This window comes from Acetobacteroides hydrogenigenes (genome assembly GCF_004340205.1).
Classification (GTDB): domain Bacteria; phylum Bacteroidota; class Bacteroidia; order Bacteroidales; family ZOR0009; genus Acetobacteroides; species Acetobacteroides hydrogenigenes.
In genome coordinates this window covers 38237-56350 of the sequence record NZ_SLWB01000017.1, presented here as the reverse complement: position 1 = coordinate 56350, position 18114 = coordinate 38237, and the positions used below count along the sequence as shown (strand labels likewise).

General features: G+C 45.9%; 11 protein-coding genes, 1 tRNA gene and 1 riboswitch. All 12 genes read left to right on the top strand.

All coding sequences use genetic code 11. The features are described 5' to 3' along the window. The 12 genes from CLV25_RS14130 (at position 1) to xylE (ending at position 17715) form a co-directional block, all read left to right on the top strand. Positions 1-540, top strand: a complete 540-nt coding sequence (locus CLV25_RS14130) for a DUF6913 domain-containing protein (RefSeq protein WP_131840315.1) — start codon at positions 1-3, stop codon at positions 538-540. Positions 541-561: 21 nt separating this feature from the next. Continuing rightward, positions 562-1437 (top strand): 4-hydroxy-tetrahydrodipicolinate synthase, encoded by an 876-nt coding sequence (gene dapA, locus CLV25_RS14125; RefSeq protein WP_131840314.1) that lies wholly within the window; start codon positions 562-564, stop codon positions 1435-1437. Positions 1438-2164: 727 nt separating this feature from the next. Further along, positions 2165-6685, top strand: coding sequence for a glutamate synthase large subunit (gene gltB, locus CLV25_RS14120; RefSeq protein WP_131840313.1), 4521 nt, complete (start codon positions 2165-2167; stop codon positions 6683-6685). 11 nt (positions 6686-6696) lie between these two features. Then, the gene (locus CLV25_RS14115) at positions 6697-8178 is read left to right on the top strand and encodes a glutamate synthase subunit beta (RefSeq protein ID WP_131840312.1); all 1482 of its coding nucleotides are present in this window, start codon (positions 6697-6699) and stop codon (positions 8176-8178) included. A gap of 377 nt (positions 8179-8555) precedes the next feature. After that, positions 8556-9548, top strand: a complete 993-nt coding sequence (locus tag CLV25_RS14110) for a dihydroorotate dehydrogenase-like protein (RefSeq protein WP_131840311.1) — start codon at positions 8556-8558, stop codon at positions 9546-9548. Between the two features lie 432 nt (positions 9549-9980). After that, positions 9981-11399 carry a tetratricopeptide repeat protein gene (locus CLV25_RS14105; protein WP_131840310.1) on the top strand — a complete coding sequence of 473 codons (1419 nt, stop codon included), beginning with the start codon at positions 9981-9983 and terminating at the stop codon, positions 11397-11399. Positions 11400-11476: 77 nt separating this feature from the next. Then, positions 11477-12163, top strand: coding sequence for a DUF5020 family protein (locus tag CLV25_RS14100; protein WP_131840309.1), 687 nt, complete (start codon positions 11477-11479; stop codon positions 12161-12163). Between the two features lie 149 nt (positions 12164-12312). Then, positions 12313-12397: transfer RNA gene (locus tag CLV25_RS14095), tRNA-Ser, on the top strand. Between the two features lie 350 nt (positions 12398-12747). Next, on the top strand, positions 12748-13479 hold the full coding sequence (locus tag CLV25_RS14090) for an NUDIX hydrolase (protein WP_243649641.1): 732 nt from the start codon (positions 12748-12750) through the stop codon (positions 13477-13479). Positions 13480-13483: 4 nt separating this feature from the next. After that, complete coding sequence (locus CLV25_RS14085) at positions 13484-14956, top strand: xylulokinase (RefSeq protein WP_131840308.1); 1473 nt, start codon at positions 13484-13486, stop codon at positions 14954-14956. A gap of 6 nt (positions 14957-14962) precedes the next feature. Further along, positions 14963-16273, top strand: a complete 1311-nt coding sequence (xylA, locus tag CLV25_RS14080; protein WP_131840307.1) for a xylose isomerase — start codon at positions 14963-14965, stop codon at positions 16271-16273. A 17-nt stretch (positions 16274-16290) separates the two neighbouring features. Then, on the top strand, positions 16291-17715 hold the full coding sequence (xylE, locus tag CLV25_RS14075; protein WP_131840306.1) for a D-xylose transporter XylE: 1425 nt from the start codon (positions 16291-16293) through the stop codon (positions 17713-17715). A 185-nt stretch (positions 17716-17900) separates the two neighbouring features. Then, a riboswitch (cobalamin riboswitch) is annotated at positions 17901-18085 on the top strand. Positions 18086-18114 lie beyond the last annotated feature (29 nt).

Genomic DNA, 18114 nt, shown 5'->3' with positions numbered 1-18114 from the left:
ATGCTTACTGCAATAAAAAAGAGCTTTCAAAAACGGGCATTCGAGGCATTACGCTCCAGCGTAAGTTCGGCTCGTAAAAGATATTTTACACCCTTTGATCGGATAAAGAGCGTTGTTTTGCTCTATAGAGTTGGGGGAGAGGATAGCTTCTCTGATTTATACCCTTTTATTGATCGGTTAGAGGCTAAAGGTGCTAAGGTTGATACCATTTTGGTGGGAAAACAAAAGGATTTGCAGCTGGAGATTCCCAACAAGTATAGCGTTTACCCAGTTGGATATCAGGAGGTGAAATGGAATGGTACGCCCAAAAATGAGGAGGTTCTCAACCTTTTGCAAAACAATCACGATTATTTCATAGATTTGACCAGGTTAGAATCGAGCCTCAGCATTTACCTCGCAACTGCATCGTTGGCTAAATTCAAAATAGGAGGTGTAGGTATTGCCGGTTCGCCATTTGACTTAACCCTTGATGTCAGTGATGATGCTGATTTACGGTTTTTTGAAGAGCAGATGTTTGCCTATCTGCCTAAGATTGGATAGTTGTTTTAAGAATTAATGCATATGAATTTAAGAGGAGTTGGTGTGGCGCTAGTTACACCCTTTAACGAAGACGGAAGCGTAGACTTTGAGTCGTTAACTCGTTTGGTAGAGTATGTTTCTGCCAATGATGTTGATTACCTAGTTGTTCATGGAACAACAGGCGAAACCCCTACCTTGACAAAAGAGGAAAAACGGGCAATCGTCAAACATGTTTATGAGAGCAATAAGGCTAAACTTCCGATAGTTATTGGATGCGGCGGCAATAGCACCGCCGATGTCATCGCTCTTCTGAATGATGAAATGTACAAATACGCCGATGCAATCCTTTCTGTAACGCCATATTACAACAAGCCTAATCAGGCTGGGCTATACGAGCACTACAAGGCAATTGCCTTGGCCTCTAAGAAGCCTATTGTGCTATATAATGTACCAGGTCGTACAGGAGTGAACCTTACCGCTGAAACAATCATCCGCTTGGCTAATGATTTTGATAATATCATCGCAATAAAGGAAGCCGATACGGACATGAATAAGATGATTAAGGTTCTTAAGGGGAGACCCGAAGGATTCCTTGTACTTTCGGCTGATGATGCATACGTGATTCCTCAAATTTCGGTGGGTGCCGATGGCGTAATCTCGGTTGCCGCCAACGCCTATCCAAAGGATTTCTGCAATATGGTTCATTTGGCATTAAGCGGGAAATTTGATGTGGCTATTCCAACGGTTTACAAGCTTGCCGATCCAATTGATCAGCTTTTTGCAGAAGGAAATCCAACAGGTGTCAAAGCTGTGCTGGCAAAGTTGAGCATCTGCAAAAACGTACTACGTCTTCCGCTTGTACCTGCTTCCGAAAAGCTCTACGCTGAAATTTCGAAGTTTATTGAAGGCAATATGTAGCCTAATATAGCCCCACTATACGGTCAAAGCCCAAGAGATAAAATGCTCTTGGGCTTTTTTATGTTTGGAGGATGATCGAGTCCTGTGTATTTTAAAGGATACATAGAAGAGTTAAAAGATGCTTTTATCTTGCTTTGCTAAGTAAGCTACAATCTGTAAGCATTTTTTCAAGGCTTCTTTAATCGAAGGATTAGGATTTAAAAGTATTTAAAAACAATAGTAAGAAAACCTCTTTATAATACTTATAACTAGGTTTTATATTGGTAATCAGCCATACTTTTGCCGATTTTTATTATTGAAAATAATCTCTACTTTTAGCAAAACGAGATAATGAGAGACCAATATTCTGACATTTTTACCACCAATTTCCAAGTGAAGTAAAAATTCAGCTACGAATTGTAATATTGGTTCGTTTTATCTCCAAATAAGTCAACCTCCCCATGCAAGCTTAATGCTTGCTTCTTGACTTACATTAAAGCGTTATTGCAAGCATAAACCGCTTACGTGGTTAGTTGTCTGGTTCCGTTCAGGGGACAGGATGGGACTCTTATATGCATTAATTAATGCAACGTGATAGATTGTAACGTATGCAATAAAAAGATATGTAACTATATATGTCTATTTTAATGTAATAGTTGTATTCAAAAGTTACGTATTGTAAGTAAGAGTGTTTTTTGAAGAACTTAGTATGTTTTTTTGAGTAAAATAGAGTAAAGGAAGTACGCTTATGGAAAAGGATTATCCCCAGCAGCAAGGAATGTATGATCCTGCTTTTGAGAAAGACGCATGTGGAATAGGTGCAATTGCCAGCATTAAGGGCATTCGGTCGCATAAAATTGTTACCGATGCGCTTAGGGTGCTCACGAAACTTGATCACCGTGGTGGGGTGGGAGCAGACCCCAATGTTGGCGATGGTGCCGGCATCCTTATTCAGATCCCACATAAATTTTTCTCAAAGAAGATTCGTTTTTCGCTTGGCGAAGAGGGGCAATACGCCGTAGGAATGTTCTTTTTACCTCACGATGGAACAGAGAGAAAACGTGCAATGCTCATTTTTGAGAATATTGTAGATGCGCACAACCATAAGTTTGTAGGTTGGCGAGAGGTGCCATTTAATGCCTCAAGTTTAGGAGATGCTGCCCGCGATGCCATGCCCTACATTGCGCAGGCTTTTGTTGCGCGCAACGATGGCAGCACCGACAAGCAAGCGTTCGATACCGATTTGTTTGCCATTCGTAAGGAGTTCGAGAAACTTACTCCCGATTCGTACATCTGTTCGCTTTCGTGCCGAACCATAGTATACAAGGGGATGCTAACGTCTAAGCAGCTCGAGGAGTTCTACCCTGACCTAAACGATGAGGCTATGGAAAGCGCGCTGGCGCTGGTTCACTCGCGCTTTAGCACCAACACCTTTCCTTCGTGGAGGAGGGCGCATCCCAATCGCCTGATCATCCATAATGGCGAAATCAACACCATCAAGGGAAACCAAAATTGGATGACCGCCCGCGAGGGTAACTTTACCTCGAAGGTGTTTGGCGACAACCTTTCGAAGGTACTTCCCGTAATCAACCCCGATGGTTCGGACTCCTCCATGCTCGACAACTCCATCGAGTTTATGGTGATGAATGGGCGTACCCTTCCCGAGGCGGTGGTGATGCATATTCCCGAACCTTGGAGCAAGAATAAGGAGCTTAACCGAAGCGTTCGCGACTACTTCGAGTATAAATCGACCATGATGGAGCCCTGGGATGGTCCGGCAGCTATCGCCTTTACCGATGGCGAGCAGCTAGGAGCCGTGCTCGATAGAAACGGGCTTCGTCCGGCTCGCTACTATATCACCAAAGATGATTACTTACTGCTAGCATCGGAGGTTGGCGTGTTCGATGTGGCTCAGAAAAATATTAAAACCAAGGGACGCCTGAAACCGGGCAAGATGCTTTTGGTGGATACCGCTAAGGGCGAACTCATCAACGATAAGAAGTTAAAGGATACCTACTCGCGCCGCAAGCAGTACGCGAAGTGGATTGAGCGTAGCCTTGTTAAGCTGGAGCAGGCTATCGACGAAAGTGAGGAATCGGCAGTTGACTATAAGCGTTTCCTAAAGGGATTCGGCTATACCTACGAGGATGTTTACTCCATCATCCAGCCCATGGCAACAACTGGCGATGATCCCCTTTCGGCAATGGGGGTTGATACGCCGTTGGCGGTGCTCAGCAACAAGAGCAAGCTGCTGTACGACTACTTTAAGCAGATGTTCGCCCAGGTAACCAATCCGCCAATCGATGCCATTCGTGAGGAGATCGTAACCTCGGTAAGGGTTTACCTTGGTGCTGAGGGTAATATCTTGGAGGATTCGGAGAAGAACTGCACCCGCATAAAGCTGGCTAGCCCCATTATCAGCAACCTCGATTTGAAGAATATCGAGGGGCTTGATAACCGAGGCTTCCGAAGCGTTCGTTTGCCACTTTACTTCGATAAGTCGTTGGGCAAGGATGGTCTAGAGATTGCGCTAAAGGAACTCTGCAAGATGGCAGATAAGGCTATCGCTAAGAAGGCATCAATACTTATTCTTAGCGATAAGGATGTTGATGAGAACAAGGTGCAGATACCTGCGCTTTTGGCAACATCGGCGCTACATCATCACCTGATAAAGAAGGCAAAGAGAACGAAGGCAAGCATTGTTGTGGAGTCGGCAGAGCCACGCGAGGTACACCACTTTGCGCTGCTGCTGGGCTTTGGAGCAAATGCCATCAACCCATACTTTGTTTACGACATCATCAGAGACCTTGTAGATAGTAAAACCATTGCCAAGTCGTACAAGGATGCCGTTCACACCTACGATAAGGCTATCCTGAAGGGCGTTGTGAAGGTAATCTCCAAAATGGGGATTTCTACCATCCAGTCGTACTGTGGTGCGCAGATATTCGAGGCTCTTGGCTTATCGAGCAAACTGGTTGAGAAATACTTCCCCGGAACGCCAACGCGTATTGAGGGACTCGATATTGAGGATGTTGCCCGAGAAACCATCGAAAGGCATACTCGCGGCTTTGATAGCCGTATTACCGACTTCTCGCTAGATTCGGCAGGTAGCATTAAGTACCGAAGTTCGGAGGAGGAGCACCTGTACAATCCCATGTCGATATACAAGCTGCAGAACGCTTGCCGAACGGGCAGCTACAAGGAGTTTAAGGAGTATTCCGCCTTATTCCATAACGAAATGTCGGCAGTTACGCTTCGCAACCTGCTCGATTTTCGCTTTCAGGAGCCAATTCCTATTGAAGAGGTTGAGCCTGCCGAGAGCATCGTCAAGCGCTTTAAGACGGGGGCGATGTCGTACGGCTCAATTAGCAAGGAGGCGCACGAGTGCTTGGCTATTGCCATGAATCGACTAGGAGGAAAGTCGAATACAGGAGAAGGAGGCGAGGAACGCGAGCGCTTCACCCGCGATGCGAACGGCGATCTTCGAAGCTCGGCAATTAAGCAGATTGCTTCTGGTAGATTTGGCGTTACCTCGGAGTATCTGCTGAATGCAAAGGAGATTCAGATAAAGATGGCGCAGGGGGCTAAGCCTGGCGAGGGTGGTCAGCTGCCCGGAACGAAAGTTTACCCTTGGATTGCCAAGGCACGCCATGCAACCGTAGGAGTGGGGCTGATATCTCCACCACCTCACCATGACATCTACTCAATAGAGGACCTTGCCCAGCTAATCTACGACATGAAGAATGCCAACCAGCAAGCGCTTATCAACGTTAAGCTGGTGTCGGAAGCAGGCGTAGGAACGGTTGCTGCGGGTGTTGCCAAAGGTGGCGCCGATGTAATCCTTATAAGCGGTTACGATGGCGGTACGGGTGCATCACCAATGACCTCGATTCGCCATGGTGGTTTACCTTGGGAAATGGGGCTTGCCGAGGCGCATCAAACCCTTGTTCTAAACGGGCTTCGTCAGCGCGTAAAGATTGAAACCGATGGTAAGCTGATGACGGGTAAGGATGTGGTGATTGCTGCTCTTTTGGGTGCCGAGGAGTTTGGTTTTGCAACTGCACCACTAGCTGCCATTGGCTGTGTAATGATGCGCGTATGTAATCTCGATACCTGTCCGGTTGGTATTGCTACCCAAAACGAGGAGCTGCGCAAGCGTTTTACCGGTAAGCCAGAACATGTCGTAAATTTTATGATGTTTATCGCCCAGGAGATGCGCGAGTACATGGCGGAGCTTGGCTTCCGAACCATCGACGAGATGGTTGGACGTACCGATAAGCTTTGCCAGAAGCCTGTCGAAGGGTGGAAGATACAGAAGGTAAACCTAACGAGGGTGCTCTTCAAGAACTTCAAGATGCCAAACTCGAACTACCATTTCGAGCAGAAGTACGACCAGAAGCTGTACGAAACCATCGATGCAAAGGTGTTGCTCGATAAGGCTTCGAAGGCGCTGGAATCTGGCGAAAAGGTATCCATCGAGCTGGATGTCGATAACGTGAATAGAACCATCGGAACCATGCTTGGTAGCGAAATCACCAAGAGGTATCAGAATAAAGGACTTCCCGAAGATACCATTTGGATTAAGATGAAGGGCGCAGGCGGGCAAAGCATGGGCGCTTTTATCCCAAGCGGTATCACCCTCGAACTTTGGGGCGATGCCAACGACTACGTGGGCAAGGGGCTATCGGGCGGTAAGATTATCGTTCAGGAAGAGCAGTCCACTAGCCGCGAGGCATACGAGAATATCGTTATCGGAAACGTTGCCTTCTACGGCGCAACTAGCGGTAAGGCGTATATCAACGGGGCGGCAGGCGAGCGCTTCTGCGTTCGTAACTCGGGTATCGAGGCTGTTGTCGAAGGTGTTGGCGACCACGGTTGCGAGTACATGACAGGAGGTCGTGTGGTAATCCTTGGAACCATAGGTAGGAACTTTGCCGCAGGTATGTCGGGTGGTATTGCCTACATTCAGGATGAAACGGGCATGAACCGTAGCCGCATCAACACCGATATGGTGTACGTCGAGAAGCTCGATGGCGAGGATGAGGTGGTGCTAAAGCGAATGTTGGAAGATCACTATAAGCACACCCGTTCGGCAGTAACCAAAAAGGTGCTGGATCGCTTCGATCTGAAAAAAATACAGTTTGTAAAGGTGCTGCCTAAGGACTACAAGAAGATTATGACGCTGATTAAGCGATACGAGCAGGCAGGTCATAGCTACGATGAGGCAGAAAGGCTTGCCTTTGCTGATGTTACAACCGTAAAGAAATAGGGGGTTAAACGATGGGTAAACCTACAGGATTTTTAGAAATACCAAGGAGTGTTTCCTCTAAGAAGCACCCTTCTGCACGACTAAAAGATTACAAGGAGTATATAGTTCTTCTGCCCAAGAGCGAGCAGGGCAAGCAGGGTGCTCGCTGCATGGATTGCGGAATACCATTCTGCCAGTCGGGTGTTACCATTAACAACATGACTACAGGATGTCCGCTCCACAACCTAATTCCGGAGTGGAACGACCTTATCTTTAAGGGTAAGTGGGACGAGGCGGTAGTTCGCCTGCATAAAACCAACAACTTTCCGGAATTTACCGGGCGTGTTTGTCCCGCCCCCTGCGAGGCTGCCTGTACGGTAGCGCTTCATGGCGATGCCGTGTCGGTTAAGGAGAACGAGTGCTCGATTATCGAACGAGCCTTCGAGGACAACCTCGTTGTTGCCCATCCGCCAAAGGTACGAACGGGCAAAACCGTGGCGGTGGTAGGCTCTGGTCCTGCCGGATTGGCGGTTGCCGATCAGCTGAATAAGGCTGGGCATACGGTAACCGTGTACGAGCGTGCCGATAGGGTTGGCGGTTTGATGATGTACGGCATCCCCAACATGAAGCTCGACAAAAAGGTAATCGATCGCCGTGTTAGCCTTTTAGAAGAGGAGGGAATCACCTTTAAAACCAATGCCGAAGTTGGGGCAAATGTAGATGCAAAGGAGCTGCATAGCAGCTACGATGCGGTTGTGCTTGCCTGTGGGGCAACCAAGCCTCGCGACATTGTGGCAAAGGGGCGCGAGTTGAAGGGTGTCCACTTTGCGGTGGACTTCCTTAAGGCAACAACCAAGAGCCTGCTCGATTCGAACCTTAAAGATGAGCGCTACATCTCGGCAAAGGATAAGAACGTCATCATCATTGGAGGTGGCGATACCGGAACCGACTGCGTGGCAACCAGCCTTCGTCATGGATGCGCGGGCTTGATGCAGATCGAAATCATGGAGAAGCTGCCGCCGCTACGCGCCAACAATAACCCTTGGCCTCAATTCCCCAAGGTGCATAAAACCGATTACGGTCAGGTGGAGTTTGCCCAAAAGTATGGCGACGATCCCAGAACATTCGCTACGGTTGTTAAGGAGTTTGTGGGGAACGATAGAGGAGAGGTTACCCAGGTTAAGACGGTAAAGATAAAGTGGGCGGCAGGTCCTTCTGGCGGAATGCAGCCCGTTGAGGTTGCAGGCTCCGAGGAGGTGATTGATGCCGATTTGGTGCTGCTGGCAATGGGGTTTGTTGGACCCGAACAGGAGATCCTAAAGCAGCTGAACGTTGAAACCGATAGCCGAACCAACGTAAAAGCCGACTACGGCAAGTTCGCCACCAGCGCCGATAAGGTATTTGCCTGCGGCGATGTCCGTCGCGGACAAAGCTTGGTGGTGTGGGCAATCAACGAAGGGCGCGAGTGCGCCAAGGCGGTAGACGAATACCTGATGGGGTATACCATACTATAAGTATAAGCACAATGTCATGCTATGAGTTTTGCACAAGATAAATCAGTGTTGTCATTCCGGGCTTGTCCCGGAATCTAAATCGGAATCCAATAGATTCTGAAAAAGCCCTTCGGGCGAATCTTTAGATCCCGTGACAAGCACGGGATGACACTCCGAGGGAACGTTTTCCCGCAAGTTAAGCGCGTTGTCTTGAAAAGGAGGGGAATAAGCCTTGAGAAACCTATGCTTAAGGCATAAGAATCTTCTAGACTCAAATTGTTAGACCAAAAGGCTTACAAGGTTGTACTGTTTGGTGCTCCTTGTAAGCTTTTTGCGCTTTGGTATGTTCTAATGGTAGGAATTATCAAACGTTGATCGTATTAAAAACTTGAGTCATTATGGTAGATATTTCAGCAGATTACATGGGGCTGAAGCTTCGCTCGCCATTGGTTGCCAGCAGCAGTGGGCTAACAACGCATCTTAAGGACCTGAAAAAGTTCGAGGAAAGTGGGGTAGGAGCAATTATCCTAAAATCAATTTTTGAGGAGGAAATAATTCACTATGCCCAAGAGTCTCTTACCCGGATGTCGGTTTCTCCGTCCATCTATCCTGAAGCCTTGGATTACTTCGAACTTGAGTACGAGCAGATAAAGGATCCGCTTAGCGATTACCTGAATCTTATCAGTAGTGCAAAAAAAGAGCTGACGATACCCGTAATAGCTTCGATAAACTGTATTACCGCAGAGGGGTGGCTCAACTACGCCCAAAAGATAGAACAGGCAGGGGCCGATGCGCTTGAGCTAAACCTATTCATCCTTCCTTCCGACTTTACGCGCACCAGCCAGGAGAGCGAGGCCATCTACTTCGATATAGTTTCTAAGGTTTTAGAAAAGATTACAATTCCGGTATCCCTAAAAATTGGATACTACTCTGCTGCGCTTGGATTACTTATCCAAAAACTATCAGAAACAGGTGTAAAAGGTATTACGCTCTTTAACCGCATGTACGCTATAGATTTTACTACGGATACAATGGAGTTTACCACACCCAATGTGCTAAGCACTCCTTCGGATATTTCTACCTCGTTACGTTGGATTGCCATTATGGCAAACAGGGTAAAATGCGACTTGGCCGCATCAACCGGAGTACTTAATGGGGATGCAATGGTAAAGCAGCTACTGGCAGGCGCAAAGGTGGTAACTGCTGCATCGGCATTCTACCTACATGGGATACCTTATGCTCAGGACATGCTGAACGACCTTAAGAGATGGATGGTGGCGAACGATTACACATCGCTCGATGCGTTTAGGGGAAAAATGTCGAAGGACAGAACCTACAACCCGGCAGCATTCGAGCGCGTGCAGTTCATGAAGTACTTTAAGGATCGGTAAGGACCATTGAATCCTAGGTTGGGGAAATTTATGTTTTGTAATTGCCATTTACTCGAGTAGATGGATTTCCGCTGTCGGCGGAAGCCCGTTTGGTCGAGTAAATGGCATTCCGCAGTTGGCGGAAGCTCATTTGGTCGAGTAAATGACATTCCGCAGTTGGCGGAAGCATGTTTGACCGAGCAAATGGCGTTCCGCAGTTGGCGGAAGCTCATTTTGTCGAGTAAATGGCATTCCGCTGCTGGCGGAAGCCTATTTGGTCGAGTAAATGGCAATCCGCTGCCAGCGGAACGTAATTTGGTCGACCAAATGGCTCTTGTTTCCTGGGGTGATGTTCAATTACGCGTTCTAGGGAGGGAATCTCATCGGCTGTAAGCCACTCGCTTTTTTCTTCCGGCTAATTTTGCTACTTTTACCCGCACAACGGGGTAATGCATGAAAGAAGATAGCGAATTGTACTTCAGCGAAGACGACAACCTTCCAGAAATTGTAAAGCGTTACGAGGCAATGGTGAAAACCAACCGCATTGCCTACTTCGACGTATGCGATTACGAAAAAATGGTCGATCACTATATTCTTCAAAATCGATCGGAAGACGCCATTAACGTGCTTCGAATTGCCCGGAAGCAGCATCCAAATTCCTCAGAGCTCACCATCAAGAAGGCCGAAATAGAGCTATTCTCCGGTCGCTACAACGATGCCCTAGTTGATCTCACATCGGTAGAGGCTTTCGAAAGGAACAATCCCGACTTTTACCTTGTAAAAGGAAAAACCTTAATGGCTACGGGTAAGACCGACGAGGCTCTTGCCATGTTCGATCAGGTACTTCTGAAGAGTACCGATCAGAAGCTCGATATGCTTTTTGAGGTGGTGGCCATCCTTGAGGAGTACGACGAATTCGAGATAGCCTGCAAGTACCTGAAGATGGGGATCGAGCTAGATCCATCCAACACGCAAACTTATGGGGAACTCGGATTTATACAAGAGAAGCTGAATAGAACTGAGGAGGCAATTGAAGCATACGAGAAAATGCTCGATGGCGACCCATTCCTTCCCTTTGGCTGGTCGAACCTAGGAACGCTGTACGCCAAGTTGGGTAAAAACGACAAGGCCATAGAGGCATTCGACTACGCCATAGCGCTCGAGCCCGATGCTCCGCTATCGTACTTTAGCAAGGCCAATGCGCTTGCCAACATCGGACGATTCGAGGAGGCGCTTACCGTATTCTTCGAGTATGCAGATATGGAGGAGGATACTGCCATGGCCATGTGCTGCATAGGCGAGTGCTACGAGAAGCTTGGCGACTACGAAAATGCCCGAATCTACTACCAAAAATCGCTTGACAGCAACCCCGAAAATCCAGATGCGCTTTACGGTTTGGCTGTAGTTGAGCTGGAGTTCGATCGTGTAGACGAGAGCTACGAGCTGGCAACCAAGGCCATTGAGCTAGATCCCAATATTCCCGAGTATTGGTTTGGCCTAGGAAAGCTCAACATGCGCCTCAATAGGCTCGATGAAGCCAAGGCTGCTTTCGAAACGGCAATTGCGCTCGATCCTCTCGATTTTGAATCGTGGCTGTTACTTTCCGAAATTGTAGGCGACGAATCGTTGGAGCAGGGCGTAGAGATCATAAAAAACGGATTAAAGGTAAATGACGATACAGCAGCGCTGCACCAGCGCTTGGCCGCCTACTACTACCTTATGGGAAACGTCCAAGAGAGCTTGGTTGAGTTTGAAAAGGGGCTTACTCTGGATAGTGAAAGCGCCGAAGAGTTCTTCGAGTTCTGTGCCGATGCCGTAAACGATCCCCTTTACATCGAAATACTAGCGAAGTTTTTGCCCACAAAAGAGTAACCGTTAATGATAATGATGAAGAATTTCATCTTATGGGAATAAAAAGTCTAACAACCATTCATAACAATCATTTTACAATGAAAAAGCTATTACTTGCTGCAGCGCTTACCGTTGCTGGTTTGGGTGCTTTTGCACAAAATGTACAGCTTCACTACGATTTTACACGAAGCGATAAGAATTCTAGAACCGTACTTACTTCTACCGTAGAGATGTTTAAGCCCGACAAGTGGGGTAGCACCTTCTTCTTTGTGGATATGAACTATGGCGAAAGCGATGTTAAGGGTGTTAGCCTATCATACTGGGAAATTGCCCGTAGCCTGAAGTTCTGGGATGGCCCATTTGCTGCTCATGTCGAGTATAATGCAGGTCAAGGTATCTTTAACATGGGTAATACATACGGTGGATTTAACATCAACCCTGCTTGGCTGTTTGGTGTGGACTACTCTTGGAATAACGCCAACTTTACCAGAGGGCTTACTCTTCAGGCAATGTACAAGAGCATTAAGGATTACGACAAGGGATCGTTCCAGCTTACTGCTGTATGGTACATGCACATGCTAAACAACAAGCTTACCTTTAGCGGATTTGCCGATTGGTGGAAACAAGAAACTGCAGGTGGAGACTTCATCTTCCTCGCAGAACCACAGATTTGGTACAACGTTACCAAGAACTTCTCGGTAGGTGGTGAAATCGAGTTGAGCAAGAATTTTGTGTCGTCAGACTTCGAAGCTTATCCAACCGCTGCTATTAAGTGGAACTTCTAGAATAAGATAATGCTAACGATTGATAGGCTACCCAAAAGGTAGCCTATTTTCTTTCAATGTACCGAATGAAATAACCTTAGACAAAAAAAGTAATTCTGCAATAGCTTATACCGCTTGCAGAAAAGAAAAATGGGCGTACTTTTGTCCTCGGAGAGGTGGCAGAGTGGTCGATTGCGGCGGTCTTGAAAACCGTTGAGGGTCAAACCTCCGGGGGTTCGAATCCCTCCCTCTCCGCAGACCACAACATCAAAGCACAACAAAGCCCTGTAAATCGAATGGTTTACAGGCTTTTGTGTTTTTCCCCATTTCAATATTTCACCCCAATTCCCAAATAAAAAGCTACCAATTCGGTGAACGCGTTGTTGTGCTGCTTAATGCTAGTTAGCGTAAATTTGAAGTAATAGGTCAACCGTTTCTTTTGAGCAAATAATACGGTTATTACACTCGTAAAATTTAACTGTATTCCATATAAAACCTTTTTTCTGCGAGGTTGATGATTGGATCAACAGAATACTTAGCGTACTAAATACTATTATTGTGCAAAGATGGTTTTCTAAGTATATATTTGGCAAAAGGTTAATGTTATGCAAGCTCCAATTAATCCGTCCATATCGGTAGATATCGTAGTGTTTGGCTTCGATGGAACGAGGCTAAAGGTGCTCCTTATCGAGCGACAAAAACTGAACGAAAAAGCAACTACTGAGTATAAGCTTCCTGGTAGCATGATCTCAGAGAAGGAAGATCTTGATACCAGCGCGCATAATACGCTCCAGAACCTTACCGGTTTAAAAAATATATACCTCGAACAGCTTTACGTATTCTCAAATCCAAACAGAATCAGTAGTGACGAGGACAAGCAATGGATTGAGCATACCTATGGTATTTCTACAAACCGTATTGTAACCGTTTCCTACTTTTCGCTGGTAAAAATCAACTTAAGTATTCTCAAAACTACCATACAAGGTATGGCTTTTTGGTGCGATGTTCAGGAGCTAAAGCATGTATCATTCGACCATAAGGAGATAATACTAAAAGGGCTAGAACGACTGAAAAGCAGGATGCAAACTACTCCGGTTGCATTTGAACTACTTCCCAAAAAATTCACCATAAAGCAGCTGCAAAACCTCTACGAGGCAATTCTCGGTATTGATATTGACAACAGAAACTTTAGAAAGAAGATATTGAAGTATCCATATCTTATTCAGCTAAATGAGAGGGAGGCAAAGGTGAGTCATAAGCCTGCAATTTTTTACCAGTTTGATATCCACGCTTACCGTCAGGAGCAACGGAAGTTGAAGAAACTGAAAATATTTTAATTCAATGAAAACATTAGGAATAGACATAGGTAGCTCTTCCATAAAAGTAGCCGTTTTTGATGCCGCAAATGGCAGCTGTTTGGCTTCAACTCAAATGCCAACCGACGAGATGATCATAAACTCTCCTCAAAAGGGGTGGGCCGAACAAGATCCCAATACGTGGTGGAGCTACTTTGTTGATGCCGCAAAGCAGCTATCTGCGCTTGTTAATATGGAGGATATAAAGGCTATTGGAATAACCTACCAAATGCATGGACTTGTAGCGGTAGACGGCAATGGCAGTGTTGTTCGTCCTTCCATTATATGGTGCGATAGCAGAGCCGTATCGTTTGGAAATCGGGCTTTGGAAAAAATTGGCGTTGAGAAATGTCTTCAGCATCACTTAAACTCTCCAGGTAACTTTACTGCATCTAAAATTGCTTGGGTTAAAGAAAATGAACCGGAGCTGTTTAGCCGAATTCGTAAAATAATGCTACCTGGCGATTACATTGCATATAAACTTTCAGGGGATATTACTACAACCGCACAAGGATTATCCGAAGGGATACTCTGGGATTTTAAGGAAGAACGGGTATCCGAATTTATTCTTAATCACTACGGTTTAAATAAGGAAATACTGGCTCGTCAGGTTCCCTGCTTTGGCCATCAATTGGAACTGAACAGCGAAGCCGCTATAATCTTGGGCATGAAGGAAGGTACGCCTATCACCTATAGGTCTGGAGATCAACCTAACAATGCGTTCTCACTTAACGTACTTACCCCCGGCGAAATTGCTGCTACAGCAGGAACGTCTGGTGTAGTATACGGTGTAAGTAGCAGTATTGCCTACGACCCTCAATCGCGGGTAAATACTTTTATGCACGTTAACCATACTACAAAAGATCCACATTTGGGGGTAATGTTATGTATTAATGGTACAGGTATTCTTAACTCCTGGTTGCGTAGAAATGCCACGAAAGGTCTATCCTACATCCAAATGAATGAATTGGCCTCGCAAGTTCCTGCGGGTAGCCAAGGGCTTACTATACTTCCATTTGGCAATGGAGCTGAGCGTGTTCTTGGCAATAGAGATTTAGGCGCTCATATGCAGAACATCAACTTCAACATTCATAGCACGGCTCACATGCTAAGGGCGGCACAGGAAGGAATCGCCTTTTCAATGCAGTATGGAGTTGAGATCATGAAGACCGTAGGTGTTATTCCTACGGTTATCCGTGCAGGAATAGCCAACCTATTCCAAAGCGATCTATTTACGCAAACTGTTGCCGACATAACCGGGGCAACAATAGAACTATACAATACGAACGGAGCAATTGGTGCCGCAAGAGGTGCTGCTCTAGGTGCAGGATACTACAGCAAGTCTTCGGAGGCATTCTCGACTCTTAAGGTAGAAAAGGTCGTTGAGCCTAGTCGTAATCCACTGCTTCAAGAGGCCTACGGCAATTGGTGTCATTGTTTAAATCAGCAACTAAAATAAAACGCAATGAGCAAAGAATTTTTCGGATCGATAGAAAAGATCAAATTTGAGGGAAGAGAGTCTAAGAACCCTTTTGCATTCAAATGGTATGACGAGAACCGTATTGTAAATGGTAGGACAATGAAAGAACAGTTACGTTTTGCCATGGCCTACTGGCATACGCTTCTTGGTACAGGTGGTGATCCTTTTGGTCCTGGAACCAAGGTATTTCCTTGGGAGCAGGCATCTGATCTAATGCAGCGCAACCACGATAGAATGGATGCTGCCTTCGAAATTGCATCGAAACTGGGCATTCCTTTTTGGTGCTTTCACGATACCGATGTTGCTGGTGATGGTAGTGTATTCGAAATTGAATCACGCCTAGCAAAAATGGTAGAATATGCTGCTAAGCTACAAAAGGAAACTGGCGTTCAGCTGCTGTGGGGTACTGCCAACGTGTTCAGCAATCCTAGATATATGAATGGTGCATCTACCAACCCAGACTTCAACGTGCTGGCGCATGCAGCAACTCAAGTAAAGAATGCCATTGATGCTACCATTGCTCTTGGTGGTCAGAACTACGTATTTTGGGGTGGTCGAGAAGGATACATGTCGCTGCTGAACACCGATACCAAGCGCGAAAAGGAGCACCTTGGACAGTTCCTAACCATGGCTCGCGACTATGCCCGCAAGAATGGCTTTAAGGGTATATTCCTTATCGAACCTAAGCCAATGGAGCCTACCAAGCACCAGTACGACTTCGATACCGAAACCGTTATTGGATTCCTTCGCCAGTACAACCTCGATAAGGATTTTAAGATGAATATAGAGGTAAACCATGCCACGCTGGCAGGTCACACCTTCGAGCACGAGCTACAAATGGCGGCCAATGCTGGCATGCTAGGTAGCATTGATGCCAATAGAGGCGACTACCAAAACGGATGGGATACTGACCAGTTTCCTGTAGACATCTACGAGGTAACTCAAGCAATGATGGTAATTCAACAGGCAGGTGGTTTTACCACTGGAGGTATCAACTTCGATGCTAAGACCCGCAGAAACTCTACCGACCTTGAGGATATCTTCATCTCCCATATCTCTGCAATGGACGTATTTGCCCGTGCGCTTGTAGTGGCAGACAATATTCTAAAGAACTCCGATCTACTTGAGATGAGAAAGAAGAGATACGCTTCGTTCGATTCTGGCAAGGGTGCTGAGTTTGAATCAGGAAAACTTTCGCTTGAGGATCTTCGAGAATTCGCCAAGGTAGCAGGAGAGCCTACGCTTACCAGTGGAAAGCAGGAACTTTACGAGCAAATCATCAACTTGTATATCTAATAAAAAAACCTAACCTGATGACTAGAAGCACCAACTTTAACTTTGTAGTCTTTCTAACGATGGTAGCCGCCCTTGGGGGGCTACTGTTCGGCTACGATACTGCGGTAATATCGGGTACTGTAGCTTCGCTGCAAGTTAACTTTATTGATCCGCTTAACCTACCCGAAACCTCGGCCAACTCGCTGCTAGGCTTTACTGTTTCAAGTGCCCTAGTTGGCTGCATCGTTGGCGGAATGATAGGAGGATGGATGGCCTTAACTTTTGGTCGAAAGAACACTCTGATTGCTGCTGCGGTTATGTTTGGCATATCCGCACTAGGCTCTGGATTCCCCGAAATGGGATTTGCCCCTTTCGGATCGAATGTAGAGAGCTATCTTACTCCTTTTATTGTTTATCGTATCATTGGGGGGATTGGCGTTGGACTTGCCTCTATGCTCTCGCCCATGTACATCGCCGAAACGGCTCCGGCAGATAAGCGGGGTGCATTGGTTTCCTGGAACCAGTTTGCCATAATCTTTGGAATGCTGCTTGTTTACTTTGTAAACTACTTTATTGCCAAGCAGGGAACTTCAGATTGGTTAAATACCATCGGTTGGCGATGGATGTTTATTTCTGAGCTATTACCTGCAGCCCTTTTCCTTGTGCTTTTATTCTTCATTCCCGAAAGCCCACGCTGGTTGGTGTTAAAAGGTCACAACGATAGGGCTCATAAAGTACTTTCGCTAATCCGTACGGAAAGCGAAGCGCAAGCCGAACTAAACGAAATAAAGAATAGCGTAGCCGAAAAATCGAAAGGAAGCATCTTCTCTTTTGGTTCTGCTGTTGTCGTTATTGGAATTATGCTTTCTGTTTTTCAGCAGTTTGTCGGTATTAACGTGGTGCTTTACTATGCCCCCGAGATCTTTAAGAACATGGGTTCGCAAACAGATACCGCTCTTCTCCAGACTATCATTGTGGGGGCGATTAATCTAACCTTTACAGTACTTGCTATATTTACTGTCGATAAGTGGGGTAGAAAACCGTTACAGATCATAGGTGCTTGGGGAATGTCTATTAGCATGTTTACGTTAGGGGCAACCTTCTTCTTCAATAAGATGGGGGTGCTTTCGCTTTTAGCAATGCTTACCTATGTTGCTTCATTTGCCATGTCTTGGGGACCTATAGTTTGGGTGCTTCTTTCCGAGATATTCCCCAATAAGATTAGGGGTAAGGCGATGGCCATTGCTGTTGCTTCGCAGTGGATTGCAAACTACCTTGTTTCTTGGACATTTCCGATAATGGATAAGTCGACGTTGCTTAATGGGATGTTCAATCACGCCTTCCCTTATTGGATTTATGGGGCGATAAGCGCTTTGGCTGCATTTTTTATGATAAGGTTTGTTCCAGAAACTAAAGGAAAAACTCTTGAGGAGATGGAAAAAGTTTTTATAAAAAGTAAATAACCAACCATTAGGATAAGAAGAGGCTGCCTAGTACGGTAGCCTCTTTTGTGTGTCTATAAGTCTATATAAATATTAACAGCTTAACGTGTTAGTTGATAAAGAAGTAATCGTATTTAGCAGATGTTTGAAGTTTGCTTGTTGATAAAATCAACATTTTAAATTCGTTGTGTTAGTAAGTAATGTTTAGTTTTACTGCCGTATAGGGTTCCTTACTGGATTAATAGGGAATTTGGTGAAAGTCCAAAACTATCCCCGTAGCTGTAAGTTCGATAAAGTGCCTCTACAATATGTCACTATTCCGACCAACGGAATGGGAAGGCAGTAGTAAGGTTGAACAAGTCAGAAGACCTGCCCGATACATGTAATTCGTAGCTTTCGGGCGAAAGGCGATAGAATACT